The sequence below is a fragment of the Paenibacillus sp. MAH-35 genome (assembly GCF_058135425.1).
This window is the reverse complement of record NZ_JBYUPU010000067.1, coordinates 1-20,230: the sequence shown is the minus strand read 5'-3', so window position 1 is coordinate 20,230 and position 20,230 is coordinate 1. Positions and strand designations below refer to the sequence as shown.

Here is a 20,230-nt window from a genome sequence, read left to right as displayed (position 1 = left end):
ATGGCCCGAGAAAGCTTCGACAAGGAAGTCCAGTTTCTGCGTTTGCTCGCCTTGACGAGCGGTGCGTACAGCCGGCAGCAATTTGCCGAGCGACTTGGCATATCCGTACATACTTTCGATAAAACGATCAAGCGCCTCAAGGAAATTGTCGGCACCGTGCACGGGCAATTGCCGGAGGAGCAAGGCAAGGAGCTCTCCGAAGCGGTCCGCTACAGCTACTATGACTGCGCCGATCCGATGCTGCTGTTCCTGTTCCGCGCCAAATCGCTGAAAGAGTCCGAAAGCGAGCGGATCTCGATGCTGCTCGCCGCCTTAAACAACCGGCCGTTCACCGCGATGGAACTGCTCGATCTGCTCTGCGGCCAGCTGCCTGCCAGCTCCGCTCTGCCGGATGAGAAGACCGTTCGCTCCGATCTGAAATATTTGGAGGAAGTCGGCGTCATCCGCAAGGAAGCGGGTCCGCGTCCGTACCGGTACCGGCTGGATAACGAATTTATTATGCAATTATCCGAGGAGGAGCTGTACGATCTGTACGACTTCGTCGATGTGATGACCCATACGCAGGTGCCGTCGGTTCAAGGCTATATGCTGCGGGACGGGCTGAAGAAGCATTTTCAGCGCGGCGCCACCGACAAGCCGGCCGTGGAGCCGTTTCTATACAAATACCATTATTATTCAAGAATATTGGACGAAGCTCACCTGTTCCCGCTGATTCAGGCGATCCGCAGCCGCCGCAAGGTACGCTTTCTGTATTTCTCCCCGAAAGCCGACAAAAGCTACGCCTCCAAAAATACAAATCCGCTGTTCGAACGGGAATCCAGCGGCAGGCTGGAAACCGCGCTTCCGCTGAAGGTGGTGTACGATCATCAGTACGGGCGCTGGTATATGCTCGCATCTGGCCGGGAGGGCATCCGGAAATACCGGATGGAAGGTATGACTCAGATCGAAGAAGACGCGGCGGTTGCCGAGACTGAATTTGCCGATAAGCTTCGGGAGCTGGAGGAGCGCACGCGGTTCAGCTGGCTCATCGATACCGGCCGTCCGGTCAACGTGCGCGCACGCTTCTATAACCCCGGACCCGGAGAGCCGAACTTCGTCAAGGAACGGGTGCTGCTGCAAGGACAATGGGGCCGGATTACGGAGGAAACCGACGACCGCTTCGACTTCGAGATTACTGTGAACGGCACGATCGAGATCCGGCCGTGGCTTCGCAGCTTCGGATCGAGCTGCGAAGTGCTGGAGCCCGCCGGGCTGCGCCGGGAGATGATCGAGGAATGGAAGGAGCTGCAAGCCCGTTATGAACCCGTTCGAGAAAATATTTAATTACCGCCTCTTGTCACGGCTGGACGACTCGGGGACGTTCATGGTGACCTCGCACGAGCGGCAATGGCTGAAGACGATGCTCCGGCACCCTTCCGCCGCCGATGCGTTCTCCCCGGGCACGTTGGAGAAGCTGCGCTCCATCCTCGAGCGCGAGCCCTCCATCGAAACCGCCGTATATGTAACCGAGAAAGCGCGCAGCGCCGACAAGCAGCTGTATCATCCGATGCTTCGTCCGCTGCGCCGGTGCTTGCAGCGTTCATTGGGGGTGCACCTAACGTACTCGACCAAGGGAGGACAGATCGTATCCGGCCAGACGGGGATGCCGTTCAAGCTGGAATATTCGATGGTCAAAAAAGAATGGTACCTGCTCTGGTACCATCTGAGGCACCGCGCCTTGATGAGCACCCGGCTGCAAAAAATCGTCTCGGTCTCGGATATCGCCATCTCGCCGGACGAGGCCGAGAGGATTCGCGGACAGATCGCCCGGATGCTCGACTCCCGCAAGACGGATGCCCTCATCGAAGTCGTACCCGCGTACAACCGCGAGCTGTCCCGCATCCTGTACGCCTTCTCCTGCTTCGAGAAGGATGTCGAATACGATCCGGCGGCCGGCCTCTACCGGATTCGGGTCTGTTTTCTCGGCGACGAGAGCGAATATTTGCTCTCCAAGCTCCGTTTCCTCGGCAAGCGTGTCCGGGTCGTGCAGGGGGTTTACTTGCAGAAGCGGATGCACGAATCCGCGACCAAGGCCCTGGCCCGATACGGCATCGTCCCGGACGCGGAGGGACGGGAGGAAGCTGCGGCTGCCTCGGAAGCGCCGGAGGGGTAAACCCTCTGGCCCTCTGGCGGGGCCGATGAGGCCAGCTCAGCGGCTGGCGTGGCGGACGCAGAGGGGAGCTACGGCGGTATGTAGCAGCGACTGGCGGGAGGGAGGCGTTCCTTTAACTGGAAGCCACCCAATGGTTATCGAAATTCGGCGCGATGCACCAAAATGGCGTGAGGTGCGGCGGCGGTGCTCCTTCAGCCAGAGGCCACCCATGCTACCGGAAGAATGACTTCCGTTATTCTCGCTCCACGCTCGTCAAATCGGTGTTAGCGGAACTTTCATTTCCGTTATTTCCGCCGATTTGGCTCATTCGGCCTTACGAGCAAGCAATAGCGGAACAAAAACTTCCGCTATTGCCCTCCCAAACGGCTTCCTCCCCAAATAACGGAAGTCGTTCTTCCGCTAAGTCCATACGGTCTAGCAGCCAGGCAGCGAATCACACTGCGCCGGACGAGCGTCGCTCTGGCGGCTCGAAGCAGCCGCAGACGGGCGAGAGACGGTACCTTGGAGCGATGCAGCATCTGGCGGACGGAAGCCCGGCCGGGGGAGCTACGCGGTGACTGGTGGACGAACGGCGCTTTGGCGGCTCGAAACAGCCGCTAGGGCGAGAGACGGGCCGTTGGTGCGAAGCAGCAACTGGCGGGCTGAAGGCGCTCCGACGGCGCTGAACTGTGACCGTGGGCGAGCGGCTCAATTCGGCGGTCCGAGTAGTAACCAGCGAGCCCAAGTCACAAGACGAGTCATCCAGACGGCTGCCATCACGACGACTGACCAAACAAAAAAACGCCGACACTTCCCATGCCGGCGCTTCTCCGTTATTTTCTTCTGTAAAACTTCTCCCAATTTCGAAGGATTCTATCCTTGGTATATCTCGCTTGAAGCCGTGTGCACCTTTCCCACTTTTCTACGGCCTGCCGCTTTGTCTGGTAAAACCGGTAATCACAAATGTTCCACGGATTGAACACTTTCCGGTACGATTTCCCGTTCGTCAGACAGCCCGCGTACCGGCGCACCGCTTTCGCGGCCTGGCGCTTGGCCCAGCGTGTTCCGGGCGTAACATGGTCCGTCATAACGGGTGACTTTTTAAAACTTCGGCTCATCTCTAACCTCCTAACGGGAAGCTAGAGACCGTCCAACTTTTTCATCCACCCACCCTTTCCTCGTTCCTACCATCATGTATACGTTATACTCCTCCATACTAGGTTTGGTTGCGCTTCAAAGCTTGGCCGTGCTCCAAACTCTACAAGCCGGAGGCGTATGGCTATATATGCTTACACTAGAGCCTATCGGTTGACACCGGCCCCTAGAGGGCCATCCCTGCCGTCCCCCGGCCTCTCAACGAGACAGGGACGGGAATCAAGGCTTCGCCGCTCCCAATCGCCTCGTCCCGCGCAAGAAGCGCCAGCTCGTCCGCTTGCACCCGCATCGCCTGACGAAGGAACATGTATTCTCTGCCTGCGACATACGCCATGTAGGGAGGCAGCACCGTTTGCATCTCGGCAAGAAGGGCGTCCAACTCGTCCAGATGCCGCTCCAGCTTCCCGCCGATTTCGGCCAGCCGGCTTCTGTCTGTGACCGGTCTCCCCGCCAATCGCTGCCCGGCCTGAACCGCATCGGCAAGTCCGAGCAGCGCGTCGATCAGTCCGATCACTCTGCGGCATTCGAACCGGTTGACGAGCAGGTCGTATTCCCGGCCGGAAACCGGATTTCCCCGCTCAAAGAGCAGCAGCGTATGTTGAGCGAGCGCCCGGGTAATTCGGTACGCTTTATGAATCCCGTCGGAAGCGAGCACGCCTTGTATGATTCTGGAGGGGTACGGGCGCGAAGCATCCCCGTTGCCGGAAAACACGCCGATCTCCAGCAGCAGGACAAACGTCGGGTTGTACTGGAACATTTTCCGCATTTCCTGAAACCCTCTAGCCCACTGCTCCGCTTCTTGGCCGTCTACGATCCAGCCCGCGTATAAACGCTCGAACTCGGAGGCGCTTCGTTTGCGCGTATTCCAGCTTTTCTCCGCCAAGAAGGCCGTATTCCGGCGAAATGTCGGCGAATAGAGTGCATAGGCCATCGCTCCCTCGAAGGAATGCTCCGCTCCCTCGTTCAGCCGGTTCTCGATATTTTCCACATAATCCTGATAGAACATGCCCGCCAAATACCCTGTGCTCGGCGCCATCCAGCCTGCCGCCCCGCGAACCGATCGGACGGGAAGCACCGGCATCGTATAGTTCCACCAATGAATGACCACCTTGCCGGCCAGGTCGCTCCGTTCCAGCAGCGTTTCGAACGCTTCGTCAAAACCGGTTAAACTGTCGGCCATGTCGTGCCAAATAATAATTTTCTCCATCCCGTTATCGACAAGAAACCGACCGATTTCCGTCAAATAAAGCTCCAGCAGCTGGCGAGGAGAATGTTTCTTCAAATCTTCGGCACACCAGCCGGTGATTTCGTCCATGCCGATATGGAACCACGTCTGGCCGAACGGCTTCATGTAACGATCGATCACCCGTTTCATCATCCGTTTCAGCATCGGGAACGTCTCCGGATGGGTCAGCGAGTAGCCGGTGCCCGTCGCTTGGCCCTGCCCGTCCACCGACGAGATCGCCGGGTACAGTCTCGGCAGCAGCCGCGAATGGCCGGGACCGTTAAATTGCGGAATGACCCGGACGCCCCGTTCGACCGCATACGCGATAAGCCGGCTCAGGCCGTCCTGCTCGTACAAAGCCGGCCGGTACGTCTTCGTCTCCGCTTGCCCCGTCGCGGGATTCCAATAACGGATGCTCCGCTCCTCCACCAGCTCCGGATCGTCCAGCACCGGCACGAACAGAAACTCGGAGCTGCTGTTGCCTTCCGCCGGGTACCGTCTGGGCCAGCAGCCGTATATCCCGATCCCGAGCGTGTTCAGCTTGAAGGATACCATCTCGTCGACCATCGCCTTCCAGTCGTCCAGCTCCATCAGATCAGAGCCCCAGAAGCTTTCGGCGAATATGCCCCGGATGGCCAGATCCGGCTCGTCTTCAATGTCGGTGAGAGGCATGCTCAGCAGGTCGCGGGTCGTCCCGGGCTGAAGCAGCTGAAGCAGCGTCTGGACGCCATACAGCAGCCCTTGCGGCGCTCCTTCGATCCGCAATTCATTCGCATCCGACAGAAACGTATACCGCTCCGCCTCTGCGCCTCTCTCCACCAGCCGCACCCGATAAGCGGCACCTTCGCTCACACTTTCGTCCCTCTGCGACTCTTGCATGTTCACCTTTACCGTTCCGCCCCAATGCCTCTCCAGCCAAGCAGCCAACTGGCGCACAGCCGTTAACGTAACTGCCGCCGGCTGTGATCCCGCTTCGACCGTCACTTCCACCTTCACTTGCCAGCTGCTGTCGAGCACCTGCTTTCCTTCGTACCTCATCTTTTTGGGTGCCGGTATGAGGATAGGAACGCTGCTTTCGTTCACGATACATTCTTCCTTTCCATGGGGGATCGATAATCGCCCGTTTTTCATTTATAATTCGAGTACAACACTGATGCCGGGAGATGCGGCCGATGAAGCCCTATCCGATTGGGGAGCTATCCCCGTATGTCCATATCATCGTCAGATGGTGCAGCAAGGAACAATTCGTATACGACCGGGAACCGAACGAGACCTGGACGCTGTTTATTCCCGAAAGCGGCGAATTCCGATATGAGATCGGCAGCCACCGGGGAACGGCGACGTTCGGCGATCTCGTGCTCTGCCCTCCCGATGTGCTGATGGAGCGGGCAGTGATCCGTCCGCTTACGTTTCTCGCCGTGTATTTCGACTGGTATGCGGAAGGCGGGCGCAAAATCGAGAGCGAGCACGAGCTGACGCCCCATGCGGTCGGAAAATGCGCCTTGCAGGATACGCAGCGGCTGTTCTCGTCCAACGAATATTTGAAAAAAGTAATCAAGCAGAAAGATCCGGCCAGCGTCTACCGCCGAAATTTCCTGCTCCAGGATTTGTGGCAGCTGTATGCCTGGGAGACCAGCTCGGCCGCCCAAGACAAGATCAGGCAGCCGATCGATACGCTAATGCGCCAAGCGGAAAGCCTGCTACGGGAATCCAGCGCCTCGCCCGTCAACATGAAAAGCATCTCGGGAGAGCTCGGTCTGAGCGCCGTCCAATTCACCCGCCGCTTCAAGGCGGCATACGGAGTGACCCCTTCCGACTACGTCACCTCGCTCCGGCTAAGCCGTGCCCGCACTCTGCTAGCGGAGACGAAGCTGACGCTGGAGCAGATCGCTCTGCAATGCGGGTACGAGAACGGTTTGTACCTCAGCCGGATCTTCTCCAAGAAAATGAACGTAAGTCCCTCGCAATACCGGAAGGCTCATTTTGTATAACATCCGGTTCGGACTCGGTTCGGCCCCTGCCGATCGGCGGCGGCATCCGCTTGCAGAAGGCGGGCGCCGTCAGGCTGACCGGGGTGCACTCCTTCTACTCTATTTCTGTTTTTCCGCCTCGATCATTTTATTGATTTCTTCTTCGGCGCGGGCCAGCGCGGTATTAACGTCAATCGTGCCTTCCGTATATTCCGTAAATTTCGCTTTTGCGATATTTTCGGCTTTGGGGCGATACTGGGAAGCGACGGGGTACGACACCGGCTTGCTTTTGAATATGCCCGCTACATTTTTGCCTTGCAGAAACGGCATGTCGGCGCCAAACGACTTTTTGACCTCCTCGCTTTTTAAGGTGGTTATGCTGCCCGACTTGGCCCGTACAGTCTGGAACTCCTGCGAGGTCAATACATCAAGCACTTGCAGCGCCGCTTTCTTATGCTTGCTCGCCTGCGTGATCGTGCCGACGTACACGCTGGAATTGCCGTAAATGTTCGGCTTCTCGGGAAAGCTCGGATACTGCACGACATCCCACTCCAGCCCTTCCTTCTCCGCCGGCTGCAAAGCGGAAAAAATATTCAAATGCCCGACCATGGCAAGCGTCTTGTCCTTCGTAAACTCGTTCAGCACGTTTCCAACCGGTTTATTGCCAGGAATCGAATACATCGCATTCACCAGTTCAAAAATCTTTTTCCACCCCTCGTTGTTAATCGACGCCTTGTCCGTCTTATAGTCGACGGCGGCCAGCGACAGCGGCTGCGAGATCCATATAATCCCCGCTCCCGGGTCCAATCCGCGATATTGCGTCCCGCTTTCGTACCGGGTGACCCGTTTGCCGAGCTCGACCGTCTGGTCCCACGTCATCCCGTCCTTCGGATAATCGACCCCGAACTTATTAAATATCGTTTTGTTGTAATACAGGGCGTGAAACGTCGTTTCGTAGGGCAAAGCGAACAGTTCGCCGTTCGTTGAAGCAATTTTGACATCGTCGATATAATTCGTTTCAAAACGGTCCAGGTTGAAATTGTTCTCTTGGATCACGCCCGTCATGTCGTATAACAAACCTTTGGTGCGGTACGAGCTCAGGTTGCCGTTAAAGGTGAAGATGATGTCCGGGATCGTGCCGGCGATGATCAGATTATCCAGCGTATTTCCTTCCGCAGGCCGCATCAGGCTCAGCGTAATATGCGGGTATTTCTCCTTCACGTGCCGGGTGAGCAGCGTATCGAATACTTCGTTGTACGCACCGTCAACTGCCGCTGTAATCGTCACCGGCTCCGCTTTCTCCGGCTCTTTCGGATTGCCGGCCGTACCTCCCGGGTTCTCGCTTTGACCTGCACAGCCTGTAACCAGGACAAGCCCGAGCATCGACAGCAGCAGCGTTTTTTTTGTAACCACCGGGTAACCCCTCCTTGTTCGATATGGATATTCTTGAGAGCGCTCGCATTCATCGTAATCGATAACCCGGACCGTTCCTATGGACAATCCCTTCACCTTTTATGCACTTCATTTCACCGGGAAAAGATCGGTTCGGACGAGCCTCGATCGCCTGCCTGCTTGGCCGGCACGACAAATAAGCCCTCCCTTTGCAAGGGTGGCCGGTGTCCGCTCTATTCTCTATCACGATCAGCACATGCACTCCCGCATCTCATGCTATACTGGTTCTATCGTGACCAAGAAGATGGTGATCATTTGAAAAAAATCCGGATTCTCTCAGCCTTAATCCTGGCAGTGGTCTTACTGGGCATCGCGAGCTTCCTCTGGAAACTGAGACCTTCCCGAATCTATCGCACAATAAGAGCTTCTTGCGAGACTGTCGATTCATTGTGTAGAAGTGTTAGTAGGCCGTTCCAAGTGAAAAGTTACCTTCTTCTGCTCAAACAGGTTGTCCGGAATCCCTTGATTGAATAAGGATGGTAAGGTAGGGGATTCCAGACAAAACTCGCCAGAAGGTAATCTTTTCCCTTTCCACTTGGTTGTCCACATGGAATCGACAGCCTCTCTTGCACCCTTTATTTTCAACCTAATAGAAAAAACGAGACGAATAAAGGCGGTTCACACCTCTTATTTCGACCCGCTGGCGGGGTCTGCACCCTTTTCGCCGATTTTAGGAGTCCCCAATGGCTCTTATTTCCCTACCCAAACGGGTTTCGGGCCAAATAAAGGGTGCAAACCGCTCTTATCCGGTCCCCCCCCTTTAAGCAGGGCCAAGGGCCGAGCGACCGCGATCACGATCACGATGAACGACCGCAACACTTGCCGGCACAATAAGCCGACTTACACATCATTCCGAGTCAACTACAAAAACCCCGCCCGGCATCATGCCAGACGGGGTTCCCTTCGGCTTGCGCCGTCACGGCGATCCGATTACACCATGACTTTGCAAATATTATTCGTAAATTCCACCGGGTCTTCCACCGGCAATCCTTCGATCAGCAGAGCCTGGTTGTACAGCAGGTTCGTGTACAGATCGAGCTTCGCCTTATCGCCGGAGAACGCGTCCTTCAGCGACCGGAACACCTCATGGTTGACGTTGATTTCGAGCACCTTGTCCGCCTTGACGTCCTGGCCGTTCGGCATCGCCTTCAGGATTTTCTCCATCTCGATCGTCAGCTCGCCCTCGGCGGTCAGGCAGACCGGGTGGGTTTTCAACCGTTTGGACGCCCGGACCTGCTTCACTTTGCCGGCGAGCACGGTTTGCATATGCTCGAAAATGTCCTTGTTCTCGCTCTGCTCCTCATCCGACTCCTTGTCCTTCTCGTCCGGCTCGATGCCGAGATCGCCGCTCGATACCGATTTGAACTCCTTCTCCTTGTAGTTCATCAGCATCTTGATCGCGAACTCGTCGATATCGTCCGTGAAGTACAACAGCTCGTAGCCTTTATCCGTGACCAGCTCGGCTTGCGGCAGCTTCTCGATCCGCTCGATCGACTCGCCCGAGGCGTAGTAAATATACTTCTGGTCTTCCGGCATTCTCGAGACGTACTCGTCCAGAGTGACCAGCTTTTTCTCCTTGGAGGAGTGGAACATGAGCAGATCCTGCAGCAGATCCTTGTTCATGCCGTAGTCGCTGTATACGCCGTATTTGAGCTGGCGGCCGAACGCCTTGTAGAACTTCTCGTAGTTGTCCCGCTCGTCCTTCAGCATGCTTTGCAGCTGGCTTTTGATTTTGTTTTTGATGTTTTTGGCGATCAGGCTGAGCTGACGGTCATGCTGCAGCATCTCGCGCGAGATGTTCAGCGACAGGTCCTCCGAATCGACCATCCCTTTGACGAAGCTGAAATAGTCCGGGAGCAGGTCCGCGCACTTGTTCATGATCAGCACGCCGTTGGAGTACAGTTCGAGTCCCTTCTCGTATTCCTTCGTATAGTAATCGAAAGGCGTATTTTCCGGAATGAACAAAATCGCGTTGTACACGACCGCGCCGTCGGCGCTAATGTGGATATGCTTCAGCGGCTTGTCGAAGCCGTACCGTTTCTCGTTGTAAAACTTCTCGTAATCGTCCGCCGTCAGCTCGCTTTTGTTTCTGCGCCAGATCGGAACCATGCTGTTGATCGTCTGCTCTTCGACATACTCCTCAAGCTCGTTGTCGTTTTCGTCGGCGCCTTCTTTCGGCCGCTGTCCTTTGACATCCATTTTGATCGGGTAGCGGATAAAGTCGGAATACTTTTTGATAATCGCCTTTAAGCGGTATTCCTCCAAATACTCGTCGTACTGGTCGTCCTCGGTGTTCGGCTTGATTTTGAGAATAATCTCGGTCCCTGCCGAATCTTTCCCGCACGACTCGATCGTGTAGCCGTCCGCACCCTCGGATTCCCACTTGAACGCTTCCCCGCTGCCGTGCGCTTTGCTGATTACGGTAACGACATCGGCTACCATAAACGCGGAGTAAAAGCCGACCCCGAACTGGCCGATAATGTTGTGGCCGTCCTTCAGCTCGTTTTCTTTTTTGAACGCCAGGGAGCCGCTCTTCGCGATGATCCCCAAGTTATTTTCAAGCTCCTCCTTGGTCATCCCGATACCCGTATCGGAGATCGTCAAGGTCCGGTTCTCTTTATCTGCGGTGACTTTGATGTAATAATCGTCTTTGTTGAACACAAGCTGGTCGTCCATTAACGCCTTGTAATACATTTTGTCGATGGCGTCGCTGGCGTTGGAGATTAGCTCCCTTAAGAAAATTTCCCGCTGCGTGTAGATCGAGTTGATCATCATTTCCAGCAATCGTTTCGATTCCGCCTGAAACTGTTTCTTAGCCACGAATAAGTCTCCTTCCAATAGTGAAAATAGCCGCGCCAAAACCGCGATGTCGTATTCGTCACCCGTGAAGAAAGGCGGTCCAATCGTTTTGGCACTCAAGTAACTAGACTGCTACTACTATTATTAGTATATAAAACAGACGGATCTGTCAATAGCAACCGCTGCAAATGGTTAATTATTTGTTTTTGGAAGCCTGCGCTACACAATCAGCCCCAGATCTCACAAGCAGGACTTTACTGAGATTTGCTTATAACTGCACCAAATTCGGGGAGTATTTCTTACTTTTTCAGGCATTTCTTGAACCCTTGTCAGTGTTTAAGAATACGTACTTGTCGCCATTTGCTCATCCCTGCACAAAGGAGTTGTCCAGACCAACATGGTTTTTGATTCCAAAAAAAGGACCTCGCCCCCTTCTACGAGGTGGATTCGAGGTCCTTTGGATGTTGTTCAAAAAGTCCACTTTTGATCACGAAGCGGATCAGGATGCTTACTCGACATCGAATATGGAATTCAGCCGGAACTTCCGGTGCTCACAAAAGTTCCCACTACGCTCCGCTCCTCACTTCCTAGCTTCATCCCATCTCGGTGCTGAAAACCGGACTTTTTGAACTCGCACTTTTAGAGTCCTGCTCTCTAAAATCAACCCTTTTAGGAGAGCGCCGAGTTTATTACTCCCGATTCTTACTCACCATGGAGATAAGCTCGCATGTCTCATAAAGCGTAGCAGCATTACAGACGCTTCGGCTCGCGAAGCCGGATCGGCCGGGCGGAAGCTGCCCGTCTCGTCGCCTTCGGTAATTTCGAGGCCTGCTGCCTGACTGACTGCTTCGGCTGCCCAGTCCGGAATGTCCGCCTGATCGGCAAACGTTGTTCCATCCGTACCGGCCGCCAGCGGAGCTCCGATCAATCGAAGCGCGCGAAGCAGCATGACGGCGATTTCCTGACGGGTCACTTGCGCATTCGGACGGAAGGACCCGTCCTCATAACCGGTTACGAGGCCGGCAGCTGATGCCGCTGCTACCGGCTCCATATACCAGCCGCCCGTAACATCGCGGAAAGCGGATATTTCCGACGCCGACGCCTCTAGTCCAAGCACTCGCGTCAGCAGCGCTGCGAGCTCGGCTCTCGTAATCGATCCATTCGGATCGAACCCAGCGCCCCGCCCTTGCACAACTCGCATCGAAGCGAGCAGCTCGATCTCCTTCCGTGCCCAGTGAGCAGCCACATCAGGGAACGATACGGGATGTTCGAGCGTGAAGTACACGCCGGTCGAACGATCGTTCAGCTCCGCAATCCATTCCCGGCCTTGCCCCGAGCGGAACGTCGTAGGCACGAAGCGAACCTCTCCCGTCGATGCGTTCCAACGGAACCCGGCTGCGCCGCTTGCAGGCTTGTCTGCTCCTGCAGGAATCGTACGAGTCACGTACGGTTGGAATCTGGAAAGATCTAGGGTATGGCCGCTCTCCAGCTCCATTCCGATCGCGAATCGGACCGGATAGGACGAGTAGGCCGGGACTCCGATTCGGGACAACGCCTCGCGGACGCTACCCGCCTCCGTCTCATTCGCCGGCGCTATTCCGACCGACAAGGCGCGCAGGCCGCTGCTGCCTTCGGACTCCGCCTTAGCCTGACGGAGCAACTCACCGAGCGGTACCCGGATGGATCCGGAGGCGGTATTCAGCTCAAGCTGTAGCTTCTCGCTCTTGCCAAGCAGCTGATTCACCAGTGGAAGAGGCAGATCAAGCGTTACCGCCTTGCCGTCACTCCGATCAAGAATAAGTCGATCATCTGCAATCTCATCAGGACGGATGTTCATGATACTCGGAATTCCATCGACCATTATCTCCAGAACGAACGTCTTGTTATCCGGGTCGTTGTCAGAGCCGTTATCGGTACCATTCCCCGGGGTAGGATGAACCGGATTGCTTGGCGTACCTGGATCGGTGCCGCCATCATCCCCGCCCCCATCGTCCGGCTCCGTAACCGTCACCTGAATCGTGGCGGATTGCCCCGACCATTCCGCCGTCAGGGCAGTCCGGCCGGCCGTAACGCCTCTCAGCGTCTGTCCCGTAATCGTCGCGACATTCGGATTATCGATGCGAAGCGAGACATTAGGAGTCACATCCACAGACCCTCCGTCCGAATAGACCGCGCGTACAGTCAGTTGCCCGCTTTGCCCGGCTTCCAGCGAATAGGAGGCCGCTCCGAACTCGATACGTTCAAGCACCCGTTCCACAAATACCGCAGCATCTGCGGATTGGCCGCCGTATACGGCATGCATTACCGTCGTGCCCGGCTGCAGCCCGCTCAGCGTCCCGTCAGGACGCAGCTCCGCGATTCCCGGTATGCTGTACGTGATGACCGAACCGGCGGTAACGTTAAACTCGGTACCGTCACTCAACTTGAGCTTAACCGCGGCCTGCCCGTTCCCCCTATGCCGAATCGTATAGGAAGACGGATCCCAGCGAAGCCCTACCGGAGCCGGCACGACATGAACGGTCCGGCTTACTTCACTGGCGGCGTTGCCGGCCGAGTCGATGGCATGATATCGAAGCATATAAGTGCCTGTCTGACCGGCATACACATTGCCGGTGACGGTAGCCGTCAGCCCGGAATCGATATTGTCGGTAACCGTCGTACCCGGATCCTGGAACGGACTATTCAAGTACAAGGTCATCTCCGGCGAACCGAGCAGCAAGATGACCGGAGACGTTTTGTCGATCTTTACATCCGCCGATGCAATCTCGCTCGTATTGCCGGCCGGACTCGTCTGACGGGCCGACACGGTCGTGATGCCTTCGGCGGCAACCGTAACGGGTGAGCCGTAAGGGGTCCATGGTCCGGTTAGGCCGACTTGAATCTCCAGCACGTTGCCCGCTGCGCCGATGGCTTCCACCGTAACATCCGAAGAAGTCCAGTTCGGCTCGCTTACGTTCAATACCGGTTTATTAGGCACGACGGAATCGACGGTGATCGAAAGGGTCGATGTCAGGCTTTCATTCCCAGCTCGATCGATGGACTTAGCGTTTACAGGGAAAGTTCCGTCAGACACCCCAGAGAAGGCAGCCGACCATTTCCCATCCGGTCCGACGGCCGATGTTACCGGAGCATAAGTGGCAATCTGCACCGTGATCGTGCTGCCCGGCTCGGCCGTACCTGAAATTACCGGCGAACTGGATGGGAATACCGTTCCACTCGCGGTAATGAACAGAGGCGCGTCCGGAGCGATCGTATCGATCGTAACCCCCGTCCCGTCGACTGCAGGAAGCGCAAGTGATGCCGCATTGCCGGTTGCGGCACGGATCGCCCCTCCTTGCAGATCGATCGTCCCGGCAACCTGAATACCGTCGGAATCGTTAACTCCGCTAACAATCGGATATACGAAAGTCAACTTGTCTGCCGTCGGCGTTCCGCCCGCCGTGAAGAGGGCCCGCTCGGTACGTCCGTTTATCGTCAGAGCTAGTGACGGCGTCCCCCCTGCTGTGTCGACGATTACCGGTTCGTTGTAACTTACCGTAAATATCAGCGATTGCCCTGCGCGATAAGCGCCAGGCGCAGGCGGCAATACACCGTTAACTGCAGCGGCGACGGCATTCACGCGTACACCGGTCAAGTTGGCGGCAGGAAGCGCCAGTTCGAGCGCATTTCCAATTGCATCGACTATTCCGGCATTTCCGATCAGAAGCGTCTGTCCAACTTCTATCCCATCCGCATCATTGTCGCCATCCGCTACTGTGTAACGGAATACGAGCTCAGTCGGGCTCGACAAGCCGCTATGGAACGTCGCGATCCGCGAAGCCGCACCGATTACAATCGCCAGTGAAGGCTCTCCGTTGGATACATCAATCGTTACAGGCTCGCTGACCGTAAAACGGAATACCAGTTCATTCCCCAATACGTAAGTACCGGATGCAGGAGGTATAAGCGCAGTCAGGCTTGGGGCCATCGTATCGATGCGGATGCCGGACGAATCCATGCCGCTTGGGATCGCCAGATTCGCGTCGTTGCCGGCCGCATCCCGTATCGTTCCGCCTTCCGGGCGGATCGCCCCGAGCCGTATCCCTGCGGAATCGCTCCCTGCTTCAACCACATACCGGAACAACAGCTTGTTCGTATCGGAGCCGGACATATACGGAGCAAGTACCGTTCCCGCACCGACCTCAATCGGCAGCGCCGGTGTCCCCGTCACTTTCACAGCTTCGCCGAACTGTACCTCGAACAGCAGCTCTTGCCCTTCCCGGTACGTACCGTTTGCAGGCAAACCGACTCCGACTATGTCCGGAATTACTGAATCGATCAGCACTTCTGAAGTAAGCCCTATATTAGAGAGGGACAGCTTGGCAGGAGCGCCCTCCCGGCTTGTCATCGTCGCACCGTTCAGCGAAAGCGCCGTATCGACTGCGATCCCGTCGAGATCGGTTAATCCGTTCTCAATCGCGTAGATGAACGTCAGGTCCGTCGAACCTGAACCTCCGCTATAAACGGCCATCTTGTTCGCCGCTCCGATCGTCAGTCCCAGTCCCGGCTTACCGCCGCTTTCTCCCACATCGACGATGCGATCATAGCGGACTGTTAAAGCAAGCTCATCGCCGGCCTTGTATAGATTTGCCGGCGGAACGGATACGGCCTGCACGCGCGGCACCGGCAGCACGACCGTCCGGTCTTCATCCGAATTATTGCCCTCAAAGCCCGTCTCCTCGCCGCCGCCTGATACGGCTGCGCGGTTGATCAGCTCACCGGGAGCGTTATCCGCTACGCTGACCGTCAGTGTGACGCTGGACGATGCCCCTGGTGCAAGCGGACCGGCATGGCTACACGTCTGTGCAGCAGGGACGCATACCCAACCCGCGCCTGACATCGCCGTAGCCGTCAGTTCAGCCGGCAGCGTATCGCTCAGGTTAATCGGAGCGCTAGTCGGCGCCAGGCCGCTATTGGTAACCGTAATCGTATATACGGCGTCAGTCTGCCCCTGATAAAAGCTGCCCGTATGGCTCACATCCACGATCAGATCGGGAACGGCCCGGACCTGCAACTCCATCGAACCGGATAGCGTAAGCATCTGCCCGCCGACCATGCGGGATACGGTAAATACGTAGCTGGCGTCCCCAGCCTTATCGGCCGCCGTGGTCACCTTCAGCGTATGTTTCGCCACCCCGCTCGGGGTGAATTCGAAGCTCTGTACAAGACCAGAGGGAACGGTTACTTGCTGCGGCTCCGAGACCGTCGCCGCCGCATCGCGGAAATCGAAGGTCCCGGTGTAAACCTCCCCATACCGGATCGAAGCCCGCTGCCCTTCGTAAGCCCCTGCCGCCGACGCCGAAGCCAATAACCGAGGGAATCCCCGCTGGTCGTACTCGGCATCCGACGCGCCGCCGCCGCTTCGGGCCGGACTGTTCGGCGCCAAAGCATGAGTTTTCGTAAATCCGCCGTTATCGGCTAGCGGAAGCAGCCCAGCGCTCGTCCCGTCCGGAACAATCTGATTGCCCCCGTCGCCTGGAGCACCGCTCATCGCTCCGGCTGCCTTGCGAAGTACGTTATTCTTACTGAAAGCCGGGTCTAGCGGAGTGACACTTCCGCTTCCGATCCCGATATCTGCGCGGTCCGAAAAGGATATCGCCCGGTTGTCCGCCACGATGGAGCTGAGCAGCTTCGGGGCGCCAGCTGCAATCAGCAGCCCGCCTCCGGGCTTAGTCACGCTCTCATTGTTCGTGATCGTGACATGCTTCAGCACAGGTGAGCCGCCGGCTCCCGCATTGATCCCGCCTCCGCCGTCCCGGGCATAATTCCCGCTGAAGGTGCTGTTTGTAACTGTCGTATTCGGGATTTGCAGCGCCATTGCGCCGCCGATCCCGAAATTACTCGGTGCGCCCGCGCGAAGACCGTTCGCCCGGTTGCCGATAAAGGCACTGTCCGACACTTCAACAGCGCCTGTCCCCAAGGCTGGCAAGAAGGCGATTCCGCCTCCGGCTCCCGCCCCGGCTATGTTGCTCTCGAACGTCGAGCGTACGATCTCCAGACCAAGATCACCATCCAGATACAGGCCGCCGCCGTGTTCAGCCGCTGTGTTGCCCTTGACGGTCACCCGATCGAGCTTCAGCTTGCCGCCGGCCAGACCCGACACGTACAATCCCCCGCCTGAGCTGCCGTTTGAAGCAGTCTCATTGTCCTCAATTACAACATCATACAGCGATAAAGAGGACGTCCCCGTATCGGCCAATATGCCGGCCCCGCCATAAAGATCTCCGGCAGGCGTCTGACCGCCGGTGATCGTAAGCGACTTGATCTCCACATCAGGGAATGAGGACGACATGCTCTCATTGATAAGGAGTACCCGGTTGCCGCCTCCGATCAGCTTCGACCTCTTCCCCCCGGCTTCTTCTGAGCCGACCAGAATGACACCGTCCGTCAGCTCCAGCGGCTGCCCGCCCAAGTCGTAGTCGATCGCAGCGAGCTGGATCGTGTCGATGCCGGGGGTGGTGTTACTTGTATTCACATCGGCTCGCAGCTGCGCCACGGAGCCGGGTGTAAACGTCGCCGCCTCTGCCGCTTCCGGCGTCCACAGCGCAATAGCCGCCAGCAGTCCAGTGCCGCATAACGTCTGTCCGATCCGGGCAAGTCGAGCGTACCGCTCTCTCACTCTCTTCCCGCTCTCAAACGGAACATTCGTTCTCTTGTCCATGCATCCCTTCTCCTCCCTCCGGTACCCGAATCTCCCTATGACCGTGGCGGGAACACGCCCTGCAGCGCTATGATAAAGTTTAAAGCCAGAAACGGCTGCATGTTATTGTGCGGCATTCCGCCTCCGACAGGCGCCATAGCTTGCGGATGCATCGTCACATTACCGGGTCCCGGCCCGTATAAGAAACCGCCGCGACGGCCGAGAGTCGCCGCTGGCAGAGCACCGGTCGGATCGCTTTGCGGTACCGGCGCCTCGCCATGTCGCAGCTCATGGCCATGTGACGGCAGCTCGGACACGAGCAAAGTCACCGCCGCCTCGCCAGAAGCTTCGCCCAGTGAGTGATCGCTCAGCCCGGGTCCTTGTCCCGGATGCATCGGAACTCGCCCGCGCAAATCCGGCAGGGCAAAGGTTGACTTACCATCCCCTCCATATGTCGTCCCGAGTAAAGAAAACAGCGCCGTATTTTGCGAAAGCGGGAGCAATTGCCCGTCGCAGAATGCCCATCCCTTGGGCGCAAAATTAGTTCCTATTATTCGGATCTCAGCTAGAAACGGATCTGCCATACTATTCCTCCTAACTAGTTTGGCGAAGGAAAAATGCCTTGTATCGCCATACAAAAAGATAGAGTCAGATAAGGCTGCATATTGCTATGCGCGGAAGTTCCGCCCGCAACCGAAGTCGTCTGCGGGCTCGTTGCGGCAACGGCACCGGATTGCGGCCCCCATGTATGATAAGCGCTGACGCCCGGAGCAGCCCATACTTGACCTATGCCCTGCGCTTCTTGCGGCGACCGGGAGGAAGCCGGCAAAGAGGACGCCCGCAGAAGATGCTGATGTCCAGGCATTTCCGACATCGTTAACATATGGTTCTCTTCGCCTCCCCGCTGGCCAAGCACAATTCCGTTTCCGGAATGGCCCGGCACCCGGCCTCTCAAGTCGGGCAGCGCAAACGTCGTTTGTCCGTCCCCTCCATATGTCGTGCCAAGCAGACTGAACAAGGCCTGGTTCTGATTAATCGGCAGAAATTGTCCATTGCAGAGCGCCCAGCCTTTCGGAGGGAATGCGAATGAAAACAGCCGGATTTCGGCCAAAAAAGGCTCTGCCATCGTGGTGTCTCCTCCTCACGTCTGTGACGGGTATATCCCGAACAGTGAAATAATAAAATGGACGCACAGATACGGCATCATATTGTTGTGGGGCTGACTGCTCCCCGCGGCAGTTACCGCTCCTGCATGCATCGAACCCGAAACCTCCGCCCCCGCAGCCGTATAGGGCGACAGCGTCGACAATGCCAAAGCGGCCTGATCGGGATTACTCGTATCCCCCTGCTCCAGCCGCACCCCGATCGGATGGCTGTGCTGCGGAATTTGTCCTGTCGTTAAAGTTATGCTTTCTACGCCGCCGGTCATTGCCAACGGATAGGTGGTGCCGGTGACGCTAGCCCCTTGGTGTATCGGTATCCGGCCCCGCATATCAGGCAATTGGAAAGTCTCTTGCCCGTCTCCCCCATAAGTCGTTCCGATTAGATTAAATAAAACGTCATGCTCAGCGACGCTCAGCACCTGCCCTTCGCAAAACATCCACCCGGCAGGGGCGAAGTTCCCCGCAAACATGCGAATCTCTCCAACATAAGGCTGAGCCATATCGGATCTCCTCCTTTTCCCAGTCTCCTCTAAGTTAAAGTTAGACTAATCCCGAATCAATCGGTTAAACGCAGCCTCATACCGGTAACCGTCAGGGTCCCGTCCGTGAGGAACGACAAAAACCGCCGAAGCTTCCAGATCCGGATGATGCAGCACAAGCGTCTGCTGTTGAATGAAGGGCTGCAGCGGCCCCTTGAACAGCAGGGTAAACGACTCATAACCGGAGGATCGGCCCCGGTCTTCAACTTCAAGCAGCTTCAGCTCAAGAGCCGGATCGACACCCCCCACCCGGAATACAGTGCCTGCAGCCGATTTATACTGATCCAGAGTCGATTCCACTGTTCCCTTCACTTCCTTCTTTACAGATTCCGGCGACTGGTCTACAGCCTGCTCCGGTTCCCATCTCATTTCGGTGTACACCTCGCCGGCCTTCAAGCAGGCGAATCCATGCCGCTTATACAACCGCTGCGCGGCTTCATTGCCGTTATCCACTCGCAGCAATACAGGCTTCCGGTCTGCTTGCGCCTCCTCTAGCAGCCGGAAAATGACCTCGCTTCCAAGGCCCCGATTCCGCTCTTCGGATTGAACTGCAATATCGATAAGGGTAATCTCGCTCGGTCCAATATTCACCCGCACCGCACCCACCGGCCTGCCATGCTCCCGCACAACCGAAAAAGCCGAATCGGGATAAACAGCCAAATACGTTGCTTCCCGTGCGCGATATTGCATGTGCAGCAGCGATTCAACCGTAGCCGTTTGGCAGCCGGATCCCGACAATTCCCGGCGACGCGGCTCCGCGAACAGTTCATACAGAAAAAGCTCATCCTCCGGATCGGCAGCATCAAGCCGCATCTACGAATTACCTCCCTGGCAGCGATCTCTTAGACTATGAAGTGCGAAATTTGACAGACAACTGAAAGACAACTTACTCCACATTCTAAAGGTTCATCGGCGGCAATACTAGCTTCTTTCTTGGAACGGCGCAAAGATGAAAAGTCTAGCTGTTATACAATCGAGCTTCTTCACGTATTTGTCCAGATTCAGTTGATGAATCTGTTCCAGCATTACTGCCGGATTTATCGGAATCAGGTATTCCATTAAAGTAGATTTCATGGTATGGTTTTTTTATCGCTTCTACCGTCCTTTATATTACATT

At 56.6% G+C, this 20,230-nt stretch carries 12 protein-coding genes and 1 pseudogene; 3 read left to right on the top strand and 10 right to left on the bottom strand.

All coding sequences use genetic code 11. From position 1 onward, the window contains the following. Together AC3Y2E_RS33275 and AC3Y2E_RS33270 are read left to right on the top strand one after the other, a co-directional pair. Positions 1 to 1,323: a helix-turn-helix transcriptional regulator gene (locus AC3Y2E_RS33275; protein ID WP_379217522.1), complete on the top strand. Its 1,323-nt coding sequence runs from the start codon at positions 1 to 3 to the stop codon at positions 1,321 to 1,323. Next, positions 1,298 to 2,152 carry a WYL domain-containing protein gene (locus tag AC3Y2E_RS33270; RefSeq protein ID WP_379217521.1) on the top strand — a complete coding sequence of 285 codons (855 nt, stop codon included), beginning with the start codon at positions 1,298 to 1,300 and terminating at the stop codon, positions 2,150 to 2,152. Before AC3Y2E_RS33275 ends, AC3Y2E_RS33270 begins: the two co-directional genes overlap by 26 nt. An 812-nt stretch (positions 2,153 to 2,964) precedes the next feature. Here AC3Y2E_RS33270 and AC3Y2E_RS33265 read toward each other — a convergent pair. Together AC3Y2E_RS33265 and AC3Y2E_RS33260 are read right to left on the bottom strand one after the other, a co-directional pair. After that, positions 2,965 to 3,249, bottom strand: coding sequence for a hypothetical protein (locus AC3Y2E_RS33265; protein ID WP_379217520.1), 285 nt, complete (start codon positions 3,247 to 3,249; stop codon positions 2,965 to 2,967). A gap of 203 nt (positions 3,250 to 3,452) precedes the next feature. Beyond that, positions 3,453 to 5,594 carry a family 20 glycosylhydrolase gene (locus tag AC3Y2E_RS33260; RefSeq protein ID WP_379217519.1) on the bottom strand — a complete coding sequence of 714 codons (2,142 nt, stop codon included), beginning with the start codon at positions 5,592 to 5,594 and terminating at the stop codon, positions 3,453 to 3,455. A gap of 89 nt (positions 5,595 to 5,683) precedes the next feature. Between AC3Y2E_RS33260 and AC3Y2E_RS33255 the strand changes: the two genes are divergently transcribed. Further along, on the top strand, positions 5,684 to 6,502 hold the full coding sequence (locus AC3Y2E_RS33255; RefSeq protein ID WP_379217518.1) for a helix-turn-helix domain-containing protein: 819 nt from the start codon (positions 5,684 to 5,686) through the stop codon (positions 6,500 to 6,502). A gap of 99 nt (positions 6,503 to 6,601) precedes the next feature. On the opposite strand, the gene AC3Y2E_RS33250 is transcribed toward AC3Y2E_RS33255, so the two are convergent. The 8 genes and pseudogenes from AC3Y2E_RS33250 to AC3Y2E_RS33215 all read right to left on the bottom strand — a co-directional run bounded on the left by AC3Y2E_RS33250 (position 6,602) and on the right by AC3Y2E_RS33215 (position 19,926). After that, positions 6,602 to 7,894 (bottom strand): ABC transporter substrate-binding protein, encoded by a 1,293-nt coding sequence (locus AC3Y2E_RS33250; RefSeq protein ID WP_190931556.1) that lies wholly within the window; start codon positions 7,892 to 7,894, stop codon positions 6,602 to 6,604. Positions 7,895 to 8,863: 969 nt separating this feature from the next. Further along, entirely contained in the window at positions 8,864 to 10,753 is a 1,890-nt protein-coding gene (gene htpG, locus AC3Y2E_RS33245; protein WP_379217517.1) for a molecular chaperone HtpG, read from the bottom strand. A gap of 685 nt (positions 10,754 to 11,438) precedes the next feature. Next, positions 11,439 to 17,432: an S-layer homology domain-containing protein gene (locus AC3Y2E_RS33240; RefSeq protein WP_379217516.1), complete on the bottom strand. Its 5,994-nt coding sequence runs from the start codon at positions 17,430 to 17,432 to the stop codon at positions 11,439 to 11,441. 35 nt (positions 17,433 to 17,467) lie between these two features. After that, positions 17,468 to 17,806: a phage tail protein gene (locus AC3Y2E_RS33235; protein ID WP_379217526.1), complete on the bottom strand. Its 339-nt coding sequence runs from the start codon at positions 17,804 to 17,806 to the stop codon at positions 17,468 to 17,470. A gap of 12 nt (positions 17,807 to 17,818) precedes the next feature. Continuing rightward, positions 17,819 to 17,995, bottom strand: a pseudogene (locus AC3Y2E_RS33230) (phage tail protein); the annotation flags it as partial. A 14-nt stretch (positions 17,996 to 18,009) separates the two neighbouring features. Next, positions 18,010 to 18,537, bottom strand: coding sequence for a phage tail protein (locus tag AC3Y2E_RS33225; RefSeq protein ID WP_379217515.1), 528 nt, complete (start codon positions 18,535 to 18,537; stop codon positions 18,010 to 18,012). A 15-nt stretch (positions 18,538 to 18,552) separates the two neighbouring features. Next, on the bottom strand, positions 18,553 to 19,074 hold the full coding sequence (locus AC3Y2E_RS33220; protein WP_379217514.1) for a phage tail protein: 522 nt from the start codon (positions 19,072 to 19,074) through the stop codon (positions 18,553 to 18,555). 45 nt (positions 19,075 to 19,119) lie between these two features. Continuing rightward, complete coding sequence (locus tag AC3Y2E_RS33215; RefSeq protein ID WP_379217513.1) at positions 19,120 to 19,926, bottom strand: GNAT family N-acetyltransferase; 807 nt, start codon at positions 19,924 to 19,926, stop codon at positions 19,120 to 19,122. Positions 19,927 to 20,230: the final 304 nt, after the last annotated feature.

Coding starts and splice junctions, on each gene's coding strand:
- AC3Y2E_RS33240 (WP_379217516.1), bottom strand. CDS start 17,432: ATGGACAAGAGAACGAATGTTCCGTTTGAGAGCGGGAAGAGAGTGAGA.
- AC3Y2E_RS33270 (WP_379217521.1), top strand. CDS start 1,298: ATGAACCCGTTCGAGAAAATATTTAATTACCGCCTCTTGTCACGGCTG.
- AC3Y2E_RS33255 (WP_379217518.1), top strand. CDS start 5,684: ATGAAGCCCTATCCGATTGGGGAGCTATCCCCGTATGTCCATATCATC.
- AC3Y2E_RS33220 (WP_379217514.1), bottom strand. CDS start 19,074: ATGGCTCAGCCTTATGTTGGAGAGATTCGCATGTTTGCGGGGAACTTC.
- AC3Y2E_RS33275 (WP_379217522.1), top strand. CDS start 1: ATGGCCCGAGAAAGCTTCGACAAGGAAGTCCAGTTTCTGCGTTTGCTC.
- AC3Y2E_RS33265 (WP_379217520.1), bottom strand. CDS start 3,249: ATGAGCCGAAGTTTTAAAAAGTCACCCGTTATGACGGACCATGTTACG.
- AC3Y2E_RS33215 (WP_379217513.1), bottom strand. CDS start 19,926: ATGCGGCTTGATGCTGCCGATCCGGAGGATGAGCTTTTTCTGTATGAA.
- AC3Y2E_RS33225 (WP_379217515.1), bottom strand. CDS start 18,537: ATGGCAGAGCCTTTTTTGGCCGAAATCCGGCTGTTTTCATTCGCATTC.
- AC3Y2E_RS33235 (WP_379217526.1), bottom strand. CDS start 17,806: ATGCATCCGGGACAAGGACCCGGGCTGAGCGATCACTCACTGGGCGAA.